Consider the following 17,817-nt stretch of genomic DNA (forward strand, 5'->3'; position numbering starts at 1 on the left):
TAGTAGTTAAAAAAAACTAGAGTTAGTTTCTTATGGCGGTGATTGAACTTGAGTGGTACGCATATTTTCCAAACTTCAATAGATTCAAAGTTAATAACTGTTTCCGTTATGAGTAACAAGAGTAACCTGGAACATGCTCATCGAGAAATTGAATTAATCTATGTAATAAAAGGTCAGCTCCAAGTGAAAATCAAAGGGAATACCTATCACCTGGACAAAGCTGATTTTATCTTAGTGAATTCAAATGATTTTCACTCTTTTCAATCGGAGAAGGATAATTTATTTATTGTTTTTCATTTTAATTATTTGGAATTAAGCTCCTTGCTGGCTCAAAAAAATCTATTATTCACTTGCAATTCAGTGGAACAGGGTGAATCTCCTAATCAAGAACTAAGAATAATCGTTGAAGAACTACTGTCCGTATATATGCAGCAACGACATGATTCCGAAGTTGAGTCTTTAGAGAAAACATTTAAATTAATTTCATTTCTAAAATTACATTACTTGAAAAGCACAAATCAGTTTGAAATACAGAGCTATTCGACTAGTAAAGGACAAAATGATCGATTATTAGAAATCATTGAGTACATGCAGAGCAACTATCGTGAGCCCTTAACGTTAGAAGAGGTAGCCGGTCTGCATTACATTTCGGTTCCCTATTTGTCTAAGTTTTTTAAAAAACAAACAGGAAAAACCTTTTCGCAATACGTAAATGAAATCCGTCTAGCCCATGCAGTTAACGAGTTAGTGAACTCTAATAAGCCGATCACTCGTATTGCTTTAGATAATGGATTTCCAAATTTAGCGGCATTCAACAGAGTATTTAATGAGAATTATCAATTAAAACCAGTTGAATACAGAAAGAAAATGTCAGAAACAGTAGAGAAAGAAACAAAATCTACTAATGATATAAGCAATCTAGAAACGAATGAAGCACTTACCGAGCTGCGCCAATATCTTAAAAATACCGAGGACAAAAGTGTTCAAGCATTACCTCAATCCAGAAGTACTGCGGATAATGAAATAATAAAAGTTGGAAAAACCGATTCTTTTGTAAAGTATTGGAACCGATTACTCAATATTGGATATGCAAAAGATTTATTGAATTCAGATATGCAAGAGCAAATCAACTTTCTACAATCGGAAATCGGTTTTACCTATGCTAGGTTTTGGGGATTGTTTGGGGACGATATGCTTTTAGAAGATCGCTCTGGAGGAACCATCGCCTACAATTTTTCTAACGCTAACAAATTATTGGATTTTCTCATTAAAAATAAATTAAAACCCTTTATTGAAATGGGTCCTAAACCAAAAATCATTCAAAAAGCAATTGGGGAGACTCTTGTCATCCAAACCGTAAGCAGTGAAAGGACACTGGAGGAATGGCATAATCTCGTGACGGCATTTTTGTTACAATGCATCGAACGTTATGGAATTGAAGAAGTCGAGACCTGGTACTTTGAATTGTGGCGGCCGATGGAGGAACTTAATAGTAACGCAGAGGAAGAAAAAGATTTCTTAGCTAAAATGAAGAATAATCAAGATCCTCGATTTGATAGGTATTTTAAAATATTTAGTGAATTTAAAAGGACGGCACAAGAACTTGTACCTGGTGCAAAGGTTGGAGGATGTGGGCTCAGTATGGACCTAGAAGGTGACAAACTGGATTTGTTACTGGAACAATGGAAGCAGGAAGAAATCCAACCAGACTTTCTGTCCATTTATCTTTATCCCATTGAAATCGATCGTGATAAATACCGGGTTCCTATTAAAAATTTACATTCCACTAATCCTCATTATGTATTAAACAAGTTGAATGATGTGAGAAAATCATTGAAAAAAGCAGGATTTGAGAATTTAGAACTGAACGTGACTGAATGGAATATTTCTATCTCAAATCGTAACTATCTTAATGATAGCAGCTTTAAAGCCTCATATATGGTAAAGAATATTGTTGAAAATTTGAATCAAAATCATTTGAAAATGATGGGATATTGGTTAAGTTCTGATATATTTAGTGATTTTAGAGATTCTAAGAACATATTACATGGCGGTGCCGGACTGGTGACGAAAAATGGCATCAAAAAACCGAGTTTCCATGCATTCGTCCTGTTAAAACAATTAGGAGAGATTTTAGTGGCTAAAGGTGACAATTATATTGTTACAAAAAAGTCGGGTGATCGCTATCAAATATTGTGTTTTAACTATAAACATTTCAATTATTCTTATTACTTACATCCCGAGGGCAGTACAGGAATCCACGAGCAATACGATATATTTGAAAACAATGAGCCTTTAAACCTTTCATTGGAAATTCAAGGTATTGCGAATGGGAAATATCGTGTAAAAGAACTAAAACTGAATCGCAATCATGGTAGTGTACTAGATGAATGGTTGAAATTTGGTGCGGTAAATGACATCAAATCAGATGAAGTGGATTATTTTAAACAAATCTGTGTTCCTTATATGAAAGTAGAGCATTCCCTTGTTGAGAATCATACGATTGTTTTAAGAGGGGAACTTCAACCCCATGAGGTGCGGTTGTTTGAGCTAAATTTGTTATTTGGTGAGAGATGATTTTCGGCTAAATAAAAAAAGAGGGTAAAAATCTTTCATAGATTTTTACCCTCTCCCATTTTTTTAAGCGATTTCGACAGTTCTTACCTTACGTCCCGCTAAGGGAACAGGTATATAGGCAGTACGAACAACGACATCTAAAGCTACCTCATGATTCCCCTTAGATAACCCACCTTCTTTGAGTACTCTTACTGTTAACGGTTCACCATATTCCCATTTATAGGAAGTGACGGTTTCCATTTCATCTAAAGTAAACCAATCTATTTCATCAACTGAGCACACAATATGTTCACGTGCAATCTTTTCGCCATCGACTGCAACGCCAATATCATTAACCATGCTTAGCGGAATGCCCCGGTAATAGGTAATATTGGTCTTTAATTCAAATCCAGTAACGTGACCAGATTCTACTATATTTCTACAAGTATTTTCTAGGAAAACATTATTATCAAACATATCAATATACCTCCTGACCTTCTAATGTCTTAATTACGTTTCGAATAAGCGCCTGATGTGCCAAAACTTGCTCTTTTTCCTTCATCGGATTTCCAGGGAGTACCCAGCGGTTTCCTTCATATTCTGTAGAAACATAACCATCGTAGCCTTTATCATGCAAATATTGCAGAATGCCTTTATAATCAATCGAATACTCTTCTCCAGTTTCTGTCATTTCAAATAGTTTAAAGTGGAAATGTTTAATGTACGGCATATATTCATCTAACACAGTGAAAGGATCATTTTCATATCCATCTGCCATATGTGCAAAGAAGTAATCAGCATCGGATTTTAATAATGTCTTTAAGTCATCTGGGAATCCACCATTTTCAAGATATACTTTCCTAGGGTCTTTCCCTTGCTCGAAAATGTGATTGATATAATCGATTACTTCCTGGCTTGTTCCTAGATGTTTGCAATAATCAGCCATTACTCTTGGCAGCCTTCTACAGAAGATTCCCGTATCAATTACAAGTCCGATATATGGAGAATCCAATCGTTTCATCTCTTTAATAAAATCTTGCGTCTTCTTAACATCAAAACTCAAACCTGCATGAATTTCCAATGCTAATGTTACATTGTATTTTTCTGCATACGGCAATAATGGCTCGATAACAAAAGCTGGTACCATGGACACCAAACGAATCAGCCTAATTCCTAATTGATTGGCAAGCTTTATTTCTTCAATTAATAGTTCAACACATTCTTTTTTTGTTAATTCGCGATTTTTGTATAAGTTTGTATTTAAGAAGACATCCGCTATGACTGGCTTCATTTTATAGGTAGATACTAGTCGATCCCATTCTGTTAACGTTTCTTCTGAAGGATGGGGGGTGTTATGCATCATTTGATCCGGAATAATTTCAATTCCTTCCACTGAATTGTCTGCTAAAAATTTAAAGATATCCTCTAGGCTCATACGCTTATTTAAATATTCATCCTGCAAACTATACAAACTCACGCATGTTTTAATTTTGCTCATAAAAAATCTCCTTCGTTTAATATTTTCCTTATTTAATGCCGCTTACATATGTATCATAACTTGTGCTTCTCCTCATTCCTTTTCATTATTTATCATTGCAGATATAGATTTTCGTCTCCTTTTTGTGTCTTTCTACTAATCATGAGTAGAGGTTAAAAATCATGTGTAAATTTTTAATCTCTCATGGTTATAGGTATTTAAAAGAAAACAAAATGAATAAAAAACTGACAATAAAGTGGTTAAGAGGTGGAGAGAAACTTATAAACGTAACCTTTAAAATAAAATTGTAAGCGCAAATCAAAAACAAAAAGTTATATAGATTGTAAGTCCCAAAAAATTTAGAGAAGAGGTTTTTGAAATGATGCAACTTGGAATCATAGCAGCACCAACTGAGGAAAGTTTTCAACGTGCCAAGCAAAAAGGGCTGGATTTTATTGAGGTCTGTGTGAATGAAGGGCAAGATGTAGATGCCTTTTATCAAAATAGAGGCAATTTACTAAAGTGGAAAAATGAATACGGTGTTTCGATTGAATCTATTGGCAGATGGAAGTCTTTACGTATTGATGAAAAGGGAAGTGTCATAGAAGAAGAATTAGAGAGGTGTTACAGATTAATTGATGTCGCTAGTGAACTAGGATGCACCAATTTTGTTAGCGGATGTAATTATGTCGAAGAATTATCCTTTTATGAGAACTGTACAGCTGCGATAACCTTTTTTTCACTGCTTATTGACTACGCTAAACCAAAAGGGATAAAAATTTCTACTTACAACTGCCGAAAAGTAAACTTTGTCCATAACCCTGAAGTTTGGAAAATCGTTCATGGCCATTTAAAAGACTTGGGGATTAAATTTGATCCATCCCACAGCAGATACTTCGGTGGGGATTATTTACAAGAAACTTTAGATTGGGGAGATCGTTTCAACCATGTTCATCTAAAGGGTTCCATGATTATTAATGGTCAGAGAGTGGATGATCCGCCTGCAGGGCTGGATCAGACGGATTGGAAAACATTTATTTCTTTATTAAGAGTGAAAGGGTATTCCGGCGGTCTGAGTATTGAACCTCATTCACCCGTTTGGACAGGAGAATTAGGCGAAAAAGGAATCGATTTTACCATCGAATACATGAAGAAACTTGCATTTTAAAGCATAAGGAGAGGATTAGATGAATAATCGGAAATTAAGATATGGGGTAATTGGTGCTGGCAGTAACGCGGAGAGAAAACACTTAAATAATTATATGAATCTCCCTAATGTTGAATTAGTCTCCATATGTGATGTGAATCTAGAAAATGCTAAAAGATTAGCCGAAAAATATAATATTAACAACGTTTATAGCAATTATGAGGAAATGATTACTACAGAAAATTTGGATCTTGTTAGTGTCTGTACACCGAATTATCTGCACGCAGAAATTTCTATTTACGCTCTATTAAAGGGAGTAAATGTTCATTGTGAGAAACCCCTTGCCGTTAATGCAATCGAAGCGAAAAAAATTGTAGAGGCAAAAAATAAAGCTGGGAAAAAGGTAATGGTCGGTCTTAATAACCGATTTACAAATGAAGCCGTTTATTTAAAAAAGTATATTGATGAGGGGTTCTTGGGAGAAATCTATCATGCAAAAGCTGGATGGATTAGAAGGAGTGGCATACCAGGAAGAGGCACATGGTTTACAAATAAAGATTGTGCCGGCGGCGGAGTGATGATCGATTTAGGGGTTCACTATCTAGATTTAGCATTGTACCTTATGGGTATGCCAGAACCTTCTTATGTGACTGGAGCTGCTTATAATAATTTTGACCACACAACAACCCGTAATCGCAATGGATATCAGGGAAATCCGAATGGAATCTTTAATGTTGAAGATTCTGCACTGGGCTTTATCGGTTTAAAAAATGGAGCAACTGTTAATTTCGAATTCAGCTGGGCATCTAATATTGAAAAAGACAAACAGTATGTAGAAATACTCGGAACAAAAGGTGGAGTTTCTCTTATTAATGGGGAGCTGAAGATCCATTCTGAATTATTGGATACTTGTGTTGATATTTCTCCCATTCTGAATCCAAATATTAAATTAATGAATGAGTTTGAACATTTTACAAATAGTATTCTATCAGGTGAGCCATTAATGGCTCCTGCAGAGCATGGTGTTTACACGATGGATATTATTGATCGTTTTTATCAAGCAGCAAATCGGAACGAACCCGTTTTTTTCGAGAAAGAAGATAAAAATAAAATTCTATTACTTTCTTCATCATTTTGAGGAAAAAGTATCCTATAGATAGAAACAAAATCTATCTATATAGGGTACTTTTTTGCTTGAGTATAAAAAATAGAGGGGAATGATTTTGGGTATGGCAGAATTAAACATACAGGAAAAAATGATAGTAGAGGATTACGAGAATAAGATTAATGAACTGATTGCTAATATCAGCTTCTGAAGTTACGAAGGAAGGTAAAGTAACAATTAGTGTTGATGTGCAAAATACAGGGGACCGGTCGAGAGAAGAAATTGTATAGCTTTATCTAACAGATGTAGTTGCAAGCAGAGTAAGATCGGTTAAGGAGTTAAAAGGATTTAAAAAAATAGAGTTTCTGCCAGGCGAGAAGAAAACAGTAAGTTTTGAGATTGAGATCAAGAATCTTGGTTTTTATAATGAAGCAATGAATTATATCATTGAACCTGGTTTATTTAAAGTAAGTATCGGTCCAAACTCAAAATAAGGACTGGAAGGAGAATTTATTGTAGTAGATTATTAATCTTTCTTTAACCGTTAGTGATCCTATAGACGCAGCAATTTAACTTAAGTTAAATTGCTGCGTTTTTTTATTGTTATTATCCAAATACTTATTCTTCATCTAAGCTAGTTAATAATGTGATAAAATAGCTAAAAAAGTGATTCAAATTGACTATTCCTAGTTAATAATTTCTGAATCTTGAAACAATAGATTAAAAATTACAGTTAAATTTTTATCCTTTTAAATATGAAAGCCCTTTAAATCTTAAAGAGGTTAAAATATTTAAGTTATATGTGTAATAATATGAAGGCGTTTGCATATGGGGTAAGTTAATATAATTTTAACAGTAGCTACTGTAATCAGAGATACACAATTTAGGGTCAGTACTTTAAATTAGGAGGAGAAATATGGCAAATGCAGTGGTTCAGAATACAAATGAGATTGTTGCTTCTCAAAATACTGAAAAGCTTAGTTTTTTTACAAAATTAAGTTATGGATTTGGAGAGTTTTCTGCAAGTGTTGTATGGAGTTTAGCGTCATCTTATTTATTGTTTTTCTACACTGATGTTTTTGGTATAGCTGGTGGTATAGCTGCTATTATTTTACTAGTAGCAAGGGTATGGGATTGTTTTGTAGATCCTCTCCTCGGCTTAATAATGGAACGGACCAAAAGCAAACACGGACGTTTTCGACCATATATCCTTTATGGTGCATTAGCACTTTGTGTCCTCAATATATTGACTTTTTACACTCCAGATCTTTCAACTACTGGGAAAGTCATTTACGCTGCTGTTACATATTTATTATTAGGCACCGTTCATTCGGTGGTTAATGTTCCATATGGTGCACTGGCAACCGTAATGACAAGGGATACAAATGAAAGAACAAATTTAAACGTTTATAGAGGTGTTTTTGGACAATTAGCAGGTATTCTAACTGGTGCTGCTGTAATGCCCTTAATTACTTTTTTAGGTAAGGGAGATCAACAAAACGGTTTTTTCTATGCAGCAATTGTTTTATCATTGGTATCGGCTCCACTTCTCATCTTAACGTTTAAAAACTGTAAGGAAATTGTAACTCCTGCAAAAGAAGAAAGACCTTCTATAAAGGAATCATTAAAATCAGTTTGGTCCAATAAACCAGTATTGTTAATTTTATCAAGTCTTTTCATTGTTTTACTTGGTGTATTTGGTAGAATTGGGACTATCGTGTATTACGCTATTTATGTGTTAAACCGACCTGATTTAATCGCGGTATTATTTACAATATTATCGGTTTGTGGAGCTATTGGTGCATTTGGGGTTTCGTTTATTGCAAAATTCTTTGAAAAGAAAACTCTTTTAATAGGTGGATCCATCATCATGGGACTTGGTTGGTGTGGATTGTATTTAACACCAGTCACAAACTTTACGATGATCTATATTTTGTCAGCGGTTTCATGTATTCCGCTTGGTTTTAGTGGCCTTATGGTGTTCAGTATGGTTGGTGACGCTATTGATGAGAGTCAATTGAAGACAGGCGTACGTGCAGATGGTGCGATCTATTCTTTTACAAGTCTAGTTACCAAAATTGCAAGCGCTTTAGTAGGATCCATAAGTGCAGCCGTTCTAGGGGCAATTGGTTATGTTGCGAATACACAGCAAACTCCTGATGTAGTGAACGGAATTAACATGTTAGTAAACTTAGGACCTGGTATATTATTAATTATCGGAACCATCCCTTTGTTTTTCTATCACATTACGAAGGCAAGAGCAATGGCGAATACAGAAGAACTTCTTAAGAGGCAAAGTGGAATAACAATGTAATAATCTTTATGGAGCTTATAAGTTACGCAGATATGTGTAGCTTATAAGCTATTTTAATAGGAGGTACATCATGAAAGGAATCTTACAAGATTTGACCAATCAGAATAACAAAAATTATATTCTTCCTTTTCTGTGGATGAGAGGGGAAGAGGAAGAAGTAATCAGAGAAGAAATGGCTAAAATCTATGAATGCGGAATAAGGGCTGTTTGTGTAGAGGCAAGGCCGCACCCTGATTTTGCAGGTCCTGGCTGGTGGCATGACCTCGATATCGTAATGGATGAGGCTAAGGAGCGTGGTATGCGTGTTTGGGTGTTAGATGATGCCCATTTTCCAACTGGATATGCCAACGGTTTAATTGAAAACAAATATCCGGAACGAAAGAAAACCTATATTAACTATAATACTTTGGATATATTAGGAGCACAAAATGAGGTAACGGTACATATTCCGCCCATGTTAAAACCAAAAAGTTCCTGGCTTGATATTGGTAAAACGATCGACAAAGAAGAGCAGAAAAACAATAAGTTAATAAGTATTGTTGCAGCAAAGTTAGTAACAGACGGGATTATTCATGAAGAGTTAATTGATTTAACGGACAGTGTTGAAGGTGATTTCTTGACATGCACCCTACCAGAAGGTCCATGGAGACTTTATGTCGTTTATGAAACGAAAACAGATGGCGGCAACCCGAAATATATTAATATGATCGATGAAGATTCTGTCAGTACGCAACTTGAAGCTGTATATGAACCCCATTATGCACGTTACAAAGATGAGTTTGGAAAGACATTTGCCGGGTTCTTTTCTGATGAACCAGCTTTCGGTAATGTAAATGGATTTGACTTTAATGAATCGATTGGTAGAAAAGATATGCCATTACCTTGGAGTGAAGAAGCAAAAACTATGCTTACAGACGCTCTAGGAGAGAATTGGCGATTGTACCTGCCCTATTTATGGAATAGCTCTGAAGAAATGAATCAAAGTGTCTATACTCGATATACATATATGGATATCGTTACTCGTTTATATAAAAAGAACTTCAGTAATCAACTAGGAAAATGGTGTGAAGATCATAATGTTGAATACATTGGCCATGTTATTGAGGATAATGATCAGCATAGCCGTTTAGGAAGCGGTGCGGGCCATTTCTTTCGAGCATTATCTGGCCAGCATATGTCTGGAATTGATGTCATTGGCGGTCAAGTGATTTTTGGCGGTGCCGGTCTAGAGAGAAGGGGAGTCTTCAAAGGAGATGGAGAATTCTATCATTATACTTTAGGAAAGCTAGGTTCTTCTTATGGTCATCTTGACCCAAAGAAAAAAGGGAGAACCATGTGTGAACTTTTTGGAGCTTATGGTTGGAAGCTTGGAGTCAGGGATATGAAGTATATTTTGGACCACTTGATTGTCCGTGGGATTAATTATCTTGTTCCACACGCTTTTTCGATGCGTGAATATCCTGACTTTGATTGTCCGCCCCATTTTTATGCACGTGGACATAATCCGCAGTTCAAACATTTTGCTCATTTGATGCAATACGCGAATCGCTTATGTCATCTTTTTAATGACGGTACCCACGTCGCCCCTGTTGCTGTTTTATACCACGGTGAGAGCGAATGGACCGGGGAATATATGAAAATGCAAAAACCAGCTAGAGTTCTAACTGAAAATCAGATTGATTTTGATTTTGTTCCAATGGATATTTTACATGATTTAACTTCCTATAACGGAAAGTTAGAGAATCAACAGTTAAGTATTAACGGTGAAGAGTTTAAATGTTTGGTGATACCATATAGTCAATATATTACAAAAGAGTTGGCTTCTTTTATTAAAAATTCAGTCGGCTTGGAAATTATTTTTGTAGATGGCAGACCGCAAGGGATTTCTAATGTGGTAGACCAAAAGGAAGCAGCCGAACTTTTACGAGCAACGGAAGAATATAAGGTGATCCCATTGAACAATTTGGCGAATGAACTGAAAGTCTTAGGAATTTATGATATTCAATTAAAGAAGCCATTTAAGGATTTAACTTACTATCATTATAGGAAAGAGATTAATATTTACATGTTCCAAAATGAATCCGCACATGAGACCTTTAGCGGCGAGATTGAATTATCGCTTGGGGAGTCTGCCATTGTTTATAACGGTCTTGAAAATAAATTTGAAAAGCTTCCATTTAGAAAAGACAATGGAAATGATATTATTTATTTGAAGTTAAAGCCATATGAATCATGTGTTGTATTTGCATGTTCTGAGGAACAAGCCGACAATTGCGAAACATATATTCCATATTCTACTAAACTTTGTAGTTGTAAAACTAGCCTAGATTTATCATCTGATTGGAATTATTCTTTGGTCAATAACAAGGAATATCCGAATTTTGGTGAAGTAAATCTCATGAAGGAACTCATTCCGATTTCAAAACAAGATCCAACTTATACGGGTATCATTAGGTACGAAAAAACCTTCGAAATAGAGGGAATATCAAAGCAGGGGATAATAGCTTTTGATCATATTTATGAAGCAGCAGAGTTATGGATCAACGATGAATATGCAGGCATAAAGGTTTGCCCGCCATATGTATTTGAAGTGGCAAAATATTTAAGGAAAGGTACCAATACCGTTCGTGTCGAAGTGGCCACTACCTTAGATCGAGATCGTTTCAATCATCCAGAACCACCATTTATTGTTTGGCACGACGCAATTGATCCAACAGGAATATTTGGAAAAATAACTTTATGGACGTAAAGATAGGTGAGGTGTGATACAAAGTGTATCGCACCTTTTTTCTGTTACTATCATCATTTTTCAAATAGATTAAAAATAACAGTCTAATATTTATCCTATTTATAATTTTGATAAAAGAAAATGATAAAAAAGACGAAAATCTATACCTGAGAAGGTTAATTAAAGAAAGGGAACATCTGAAAAAAGAGGTTAAGATATATATGTAAGCGGAATCAATAGATAAAACTTGATAGAAACATAGGAGGAGGAACAGACAGCATGAAACTTGGATTCAACAGCGCAATATTGAGTGAATGCAGCTTTGAAGAAGTAATTGACTATGCAGCTAATAATGAATTTTCATGTGTGGAGATATGTGCATGGCCGATTGGGAAAGCTGCTCGAAAATATGCCGGTGTTACCCATATTGATGTTGATAACTTGAATGTGGATTACATCAAAAATTATAGCGAAGCAAAAGGAATCAAAATTTCCGCCATTGCTTATTATCCCAATGCATTAGATGAGGATCCAGAAAAAAGTGATTACTATGCAGCACATATAAAAAAATGCATCGAAGCGGCTAAGAAGCTTGATATTAACATGGTAACTACCTTTATTGGTAGGAACCAAAAGAAAACAGTAGAAGAAAATTTGGAAATAATGACTTCTGTTTGGAAGCCTATCGTGGAGTACGCTGATGAACTGGGAGTGAAAATTGCGATTGAAAACTGTCCTATGTTATTTACCACAGATGAGTGGCCTGGCGGACAAAACCTGATGACAACACCAGCCATCTTCCGACGTGTCTTTGAAGTTATTCCAAATAAAAATTTCGGATTAAATTTTGATCCATCGCATTTTGTTTGGCAGCAAATGGATTACATCAAGCCAATCTATGAATTCCAAGAGCGGATTTTCCATATCCACTTTAAAGATATAAAGGTATACGAGGATCGCTTAAACGATGTTGGAATCATGGCATCTCCGCTTGAATACATCTCACCTAAATTACCTGGTCTAGGGGATGTCAATTGGGGAAAATATGTATCTGCCTTAACAGATATCGGTTACCGCGGATATGCCGTCATTGAAGTAGAGGACAAAGCATTCGAAGATTCACTTAAATCTAAAAAAGATTCTATTAAAATTAGTAAAAACTATTTGAGTCAGTTTTTTGCTTAAATAGCTTATCAATATTTTAATCAAATCAATCATTTATTTAATGAAGAAAAAGGAGAAGGATAAATTATGGGTAAATTAAAAATCGGTATTATTGGCTGCGGTGGTATTGCAAATCAAAAGCATTTTCCAGCATTATCAGAATTAAAAGATATGATCGAAATCGTTGCGTTTTGTGATATCGTCGTTGAACGTGCTGAAAAAGCAGCGAAAGAATTTGGAACACCAGATGCTAAAGTTTACGAAGACTACCATGAGCTATTGAAGGATGAATCGATCGATCTTGTACATGTACTAACACCGAATGTGAGCCATAGCCCAATTACGGTTGCAGCCTTTGAAGCAGGCAAGCATGTTATGTGTGAAAAACCAATGGCTCATACTACAGAAGCTGCTCAAAAAATGATCGACGCTTGGAAAAAATCCGGCAAGAAATTCACCATTGGTTATCAAAACCGATTCCGTCCAGAAGTACAATCTCTTCATAAAGCATGTGAAAAAAATGAGCTTGGGGATATCTATTTTGCAAAAGCACATGCCCTTCGCCGCCGTGCCGTACCAACTTGGGGAGTGTTTCCTGATAAATCTCAACAAGGCGGAGGTCCATTAATCGATATCGGTACACATGCTCTCGACATTACTTTATGGATGATGGATAATTACAAACCAGTTTCTGTAACAGGTTCTGTTTTCAATAAATTAGGTCATTTACCGGAAGCCGTTGAAGGAAATATGTTCGGTCCATGGGATCCGGAAACGTTTGAGGTAGAGGACTCCGCGTTTGGTTATATCAAAATGGAAAATGGAGCAACAATTTTCCTTGAATCATCTTGGGCGCTTAACGTTTTAGAATCTAGAGAGGCTGCTACTACTCTTTGCGGAACAAAGTCTGGAGCACAAATCAATTCCGGCATGAGCTTCCGTACCAATGAGTTAGTTTATAATTCCTCACGCAATGGTATGTTAACAGAAGAGAAAAATTCCGCAGGTGGTGCAATTGCGTTCTTTGAAGGCGGATCAAATAAGCCAGAGGTCCTAGAAGCAAAACAATGGTTAGAGGCTGTAAAATATGATAAAGAACCACTTGTAAAACCAGAACAAGCATTTGTGGTAACGAAAATTTTAGATGCGGTTTATAAATCTGCAGAAACTGGTAAGGAAATTGTTTTTGAGGAAGAGACTGTTTTAAGCTAATAGGAGGTGTAAACATGGCATTTAGTATGAAACTGCCATTCGTCGATGTCGTTTGTGATAATAGTCTGAAAAACACATACGTGAATGGGAAAAAGTTGGGATATGAATTCCAAATCCGTTTAAGTAACTATCGTGGACATTATTTATCCTGTATTGAGGAATTTGCTGTTACGGTTGATGGCAAGGAAGTTAATACAGATCATCTAACTTTTACTCTTAATGGCAAAGAGTTTACAGTAAGACAGCTTCCAAGTCTGGTTTCAGAGTTTTGGAATTTAATAGAACCCGCTACAATTAATGTTTATCAACCAGGGGGACTGTCTGAAGGGGATCATCAAATTGATGTAAAGTTAATGTTACGAATCCCATATATGGCAGTTCCAGGAAGAAAGATTGAACGCGAATATGCTGTACTAGATTCTTGTGGCAGTAAAACACTAGCGATAAGAGAGGAGGTTATAGCCAAATGAGTAATATTAAGTTAGGTGTTTCTTTATATAGCTTCACAGATGAGTATGTAAAAGGCAAATTTACATTAGAAGACTGTATTCGTACGGCAGCTGAATATGGAGCAGAAGGATTTGAATTGGTAGGAACCCAAATGCTGCCTTCTTATCCATATGTAAGTGACAAGGTGTTAAATGAATTTAAAGCGATGACGAATCACTATGGAATTGAATTTGTGTCCTACGGAGCAAATGCGGACCGGGGCTTAAGATCCGATCGTGATTTAACGGATGATGAATTGCTTCAATCGGCGATTATTGATTTGAAAACGGCCAAAAAATTAGGCTGTAAGATCATGCGTGCCCAGTATCTTTTATCGCCGGCAGCATTCAGCAAATTAGCCCCTTACGCTGAAGCTTATGGGATTAAGGTAGGAATTGAAATTCATAATCCTGAGACACCAACATCACCAAATATCCAAAAATATGTGGAAGTAATTGAGAAAACAGGATCTAAATATCTAGGATTTGTAACAGACTTTGGAACTTTTGCAACTCGCCCAAATAAACCACATTGGGATGAGGCTTTAGCTAATGGAGCTCCGCTTGAATTGCTGGAAATGGCTGCGCAATTACGCTATGATGATGTGCCTAGAGAGGAAGCAAGACAACTGTTGCTTGATGCTGGTGCCAATGGTCCAGTAATGGGTGCACTTCAGGGAATGTATGGGTTTGTTACATTCTATAATGAGCCTGATTTAGAAGGGTTAAAGAAAATCATGCCATACAATATCCACTTCCATGGAAAATTCCATTATATCGATGAGAATCTTGAGGAAGCGAGTATTCCGTATCAGGACATTTTACCAATTATCCAAAATTCTGATTTTGACGGTTATATTATGGCAGAATACGAGGATCATTTATCGGGAAGGGCTTTACTAATGACGAAGCGTCTTTTGGATTTGGAAAGAAAAATACTAACTAGATAAATTGAGAGAATACAGGTGAATTTCACCTGTATTCTTTACTAAGGCGGGAGAAAAATGAAGAAATTAATTGGGATCGATTTAGGTGGCACAACAGTTAAATTTGCCATTTTGACAGAAGAAGGGGAGATCCAACAAAAGTGGAGCATTGAGACAGATATTCAAAATGAGGGAAAGAATATCGTTCCTAGCATTATTGAATCTATTAATCACCGTATAGAATTATATGGTCTTGTAGCTGATGAATTCCTGGGAATTGGAATGGGTTCACCTGGAACAGTAGATCGCGAAAGAGGAACTGTGATTGGGGCATATAATTTAAATTGGAGTAATTTGCAGCCAGTGAAAGAATCGATTGAAGCTGGGACTGGAATTCCATTTTATATCGATAATGATGCGAATGTTGCTGCGTTAGGCGAGCGTTGGAAGGGTGCCGGTGAAAATGGTGCAGATGTGGTATTTGTTACACTTGGAACAGGTGTTGGCGGCGGAATTATCGCAGATGGCAATCTGATTCATGGCAAGGTTGGAGCAGGAGGAGAAATAGGACATATTAATGTAGAGCCAAATGGATATCATTGTACATGTGGAAATCAAGGCTGTTTGGAAACAGTGGCCAGTGCAACAGGTGTAGTACGTTTAGCCAGGGATTTTTCAGAAAGATATGCCGGTGAATCTGAATTGAAGTGGTTAATTGATGATGGACAAGAAGTAACAGCAAAGACTGTATTTGATCATGCAAAACGGGGAGATAAATTGTCTTTAATTGTTGTAGACAAATTTTATTTTTATTTAGGACTGGCTTGCGCCAATATTGGGAATATATTGAATCCTGAAACGGTTGTGATTGGCGGAGGAGTTTCAGCTGCAGGTGAGATGCTGTTAAAAGGGGTCCAAGATTACTTCCTTAAATTTGCATTTCCAACGGTTAAAACAAGTACGAAATTAAAACTGGCCCAACTAGGAAATGATGCAGGTGTCATCGGTGCAGCATCGTTGGTTAAAGAATCCAGCAAGAGTTAACAAATAAAAGATGCCAATTATTCAGTAAAGAATAAATTGGCATCTTTTTTATTGTCTGTTGCTATGAAGTCCTCAGACAAAATTAGAAATAGTCATTAATGCATTGGATTCATGGCTGAATGCTTGACGATAACGCGGCGGATGAAGAAGGCCATGGCGAGGCCGACCAGCGTCACGATCATCGCAAACAAGAACACATGCTGTGAGCCCACCGTCATAGCGTTAGCCATCTCGGTCTGCTGAGTCGGTGCAGAGGAGTCATGCAAATAGTTCTCCATTCCTGTCGTAAGAATGATGATTGCGATAGCTGTACCAATCGCACCCGCGACCTGCTGCAACGTGTTCATGACTGCTGTTCCGTGTGGGTATAGTGCAGGTGGCAGCTGGTTTAGGCCGTTGGTCTGTGCTGGCATCCACACCATGGAAATGCCGATCATTAATCCAATATGAAGGACGACGATAAAAGCGATTGATGATGTGGGCGATATGCTGGAGAAAAACCATAACGTTACCGCAACGATAGCAAGTCCGGGAATAACGAGCCACTTCGGTCCATACTTGTCAAATAAACGTCCCATCCGCGGTGATAAGATGCCGTTTAGCGCACTGCCCGGCAACAACATGAGACCGGCAGTAAACGCAGACAGTTTCATACCATTTTGAAGAAACATTGGCAGAATAATCATGCTCGACAAAATGATCATCATGCACGAGAGCACCATAAGTAATCCTACATTGTACATTGGATACTTAAAGACTCGCAGGTCCATCATCGGATCACTCATTGTGGTCTGGCGTAGTGTGAACAAAACGAGCGCGATTAACCCGATGGCAATCGAAGTAATCACGACCGTGCTGGTCCAACCCTCGGATCCTTCTCCTGCTTTGCTGAAACCAAAGACAATCCCTCCGAACCCGATGGTTGATAATGCCACGGACAGTAAGTCAATCCGAGGCTTTGTTACATCGGTGACATTTTCCAAATATTTCAGCCCTACAAACAGCCCAATAACCAAAAACGGCAGCGAGAGCCAGAAGATGTAGTGCCATGTAAAATATTCGATTAGGAGACCTGCAACAGTTGGGCCAGTTGCCGGCGCGAACATGATTACAAGTCCGACGAAGCCCATCGCGGCTCCACGCTTCTCGGGTGGATACACGACGAGGATCGTATTGAACATGAGCGGAATCAAAAGACCCATGCCTGCCGCCTGTAGAACGCGAGCAACCATAAGCATTTCAAAGTTGAACGCGAGCGCCGCAATAACTGTGCCGACAATAGAGCTAGCAAGCGAACCAATAAACAATTGCCTCGTTGTAAACCATTGTAGCAGCAGGCCTGTCATCGGCATCAGAATACCGAGAGTAAGCAAAAATCCCGTCGTCAACCACTGTGCGGTTGCGGCCGAAATTTGAAACACATCCATTAAATTACTAATCGCAATGTTAAGTGCAGTCTCACTGAACATACCAACAAAACCGCAAATGAGCAGCGAAGCCATGATGGCACGCGTGTTATATTCCTTCATTAACCATACCCCTTCTCTCTTGAAAATTTTCTATATACGTTCCCCTGTAATCGGTCCGTTATTTGATACAATACAGGTCAAAAATATCCTAGTCAATAAATGAGTTTGTAGCTTTCATTGTAAAAAA

Annotated in this window: 13 protein-coding genes and 1 pseudogene; 11 read left to right on the forward strand and 3 right to left on the reverse strand. The window is 37.1% G+C overall.

From position 1 onward, the window contains the following. The first annotated feature begins 48 nt into the window (after positions 1-48). Entirely contained in the window at positions 49-2,577 is a 2,529-nt protein-coding gene (locus QNH17_RS10555) for a GH39 family glycosyl hydrolase (protein ID WP_283878632.1), read from the forward strand. A 63-nt stretch (positions 2,578-2,640) separates the two neighbouring features. Here the strand turns inward: QNH17_RS10555 and QNH17_RS10560 are convergent, their stop codons facing one another. Both QNH17_RS10560 and QNH17_RS10565 read right to left on the reverse strand, forming a co-directional pair. Beyond that, on the reverse strand, positions 2,641-3,033 hold the full coding sequence (locus QNH17_RS10560; RefSeq protein ID WP_283878633.1) for a C-glycoside deglycosidase beta subunit domain-containing protein: 393 nt from the start codon (positions 3,031-3,033) through the stop codon (positions 2,641-2,643). 1 nt (position 3,034) lies between these two features. Beyond that, positions 3,035-4,054: a sugar phosphate isomerase/epimerase family protein gene (locus tag QNH17_RS10565; protein ID WP_283878634.1), complete on the reverse strand. Its 1,020-nt coding sequence runs from the start codon at positions 4,052-4,054 to the stop codon at positions 3,035-3,037. 358 nt (positions 4,055-4,412) lie between these two features. Here QNH17_RS10565 and QNH17_RS10570 point away from each other — a divergent pair, with 358 nt between their 5' ends. The 10 genes and pseudogenes from QNH17_RS10570 to QNH17_RS10610 all read left to right on the forward strand — a co-directional run bounded on the left by QNH17_RS10570 (position 4,413) and on the right by QNH17_RS10610 (position 16,161). Then, entirely contained in the window at positions 4,413-5,201 is a 789-nt protein-coding gene (locus QNH17_RS10570; protein ID WP_283878635.1) for a sugar phosphate isomerase/epimerase family protein, read from the forward strand. A 19-nt stretch (positions 5,202-5,220) separates the two neighbouring features. Next, on the forward strand, positions 5,221-6,318 hold the full coding sequence (locus QNH17_RS10575) for a Gfo/Idh/MocA family protein (protein ID WP_283878636.1): 1,098 nt from the start codon (positions 5,221-5,223) through the stop codon (positions 6,316-6,318). A 269-nt stretch (positions 6,319-6,587) separates the two neighbouring features. Continuing rightward, positions 6,588-6,779: pseudogene (locus tag QNH17_RS29975) on the forward strand (fibronectin type III-like domain-contianing protein); the annotation flags it as partial. Positions 6,780-7,201: 422 nt separating this feature from the next. Then, entirely contained in the window at positions 7,202-8,599 is a 1,398-nt protein-coding gene (locus tag QNH17_RS10580; protein WP_283878637.1) for an MFS transporter, read from the forward strand. 70 nt (positions 8,600-8,669) lie between these two features. After that, complete coding sequence (locus QNH17_RS10585) at positions 8,670-11,348, forward strand: glycosyl hydrolase (RefSeq protein WP_283878638.1); 2,679 nt, start codon at positions 8,670-8,672, stop codon at positions 11,346-11,348. A 258-nt stretch (positions 11,349-11,606) separates the two neighbouring features. Then, positions 11,607-12,512, forward strand: a complete 906-nt coding sequence (locus QNH17_RS10590) for a sugar phosphate isomerase/epimerase family protein (RefSeq protein ID WP_283878639.1) — start codon at positions 11,607-11,609, stop codon at positions 12,510-12,512. Positions 12,513-12,578: 66 nt separating this feature from the next. Next, positions 12,579-13,703 carry a Gfo/Idh/MocA family protein gene (locus tag QNH17_RS10595; protein WP_283878640.1) on the forward strand — a complete coding sequence of 375 codons (1,125 nt, stop codon included), beginning with the start codon at positions 12,579-12,581 and terminating at the stop codon, positions 13,701-13,703. A 14-nt stretch (positions 13,704-13,717) separates the two neighbouring features. Next, positions 13,718-14,173: a C-glycoside deglycosidase beta subunit domain-containing protein gene (locus QNH17_RS10600; protein ID WP_283878641.1), complete on the forward strand. Its 456-nt coding sequence runs from the start codon at positions 13,718-13,720 to the stop codon at positions 14,171-14,173. After that, on the forward strand, positions 14,170-15,141 hold the full coding sequence (locus tag QNH17_RS10605; protein ID WP_283878642.1) for a sugar phosphate isomerase/epimerase family protein: 972 nt from the start codon (positions 14,170-14,172) through the stop codon (positions 15,139-15,141). The genes QNH17_RS10600 and QNH17_RS10605 overlap by 4 nt, the downstream gene beginning before the upstream one ends. A gap of 54 nt (positions 15,142-15,195) precedes the next feature. After that, the gene (locus tag QNH17_RS10610; protein WP_283878643.1) at positions 15,196-16,161 is read left to right on the forward strand and encodes an ROK family glucokinase; all 966 of its coding nucleotides are present in this window, start codon (positions 15,196-15,198) and stop codon (positions 16,159-16,161) included. Positions 16,162-16,256: 95 nt separating this feature from the next. Here QNH17_RS10610 and QNH17_RS10615 read toward each other — a convergent pair whose 3' ends face one another. Next, positions 16,257-17,690: a DHA2 family efflux MFS transporter permease subunit gene (locus QNH17_RS10615; RefSeq protein ID WP_283878644.1), complete on the reverse strand. Its 1,434-nt coding sequence runs from the start codon at positions 17,688-17,690 to the stop codon at positions 16,257-16,259. Between the last annotated feature and the right edge of the window lie 127 nt (positions 17,691-17,817).

It is taken from the genome of Neobacillus sp. SuZ13, assembly GCF_030123365.1.
Taxonomy (GTDB): domain Bacteria; phylum Bacillota; class Bacilli; order Bacillales; family Cytobacillaceae; genus Neobacillus.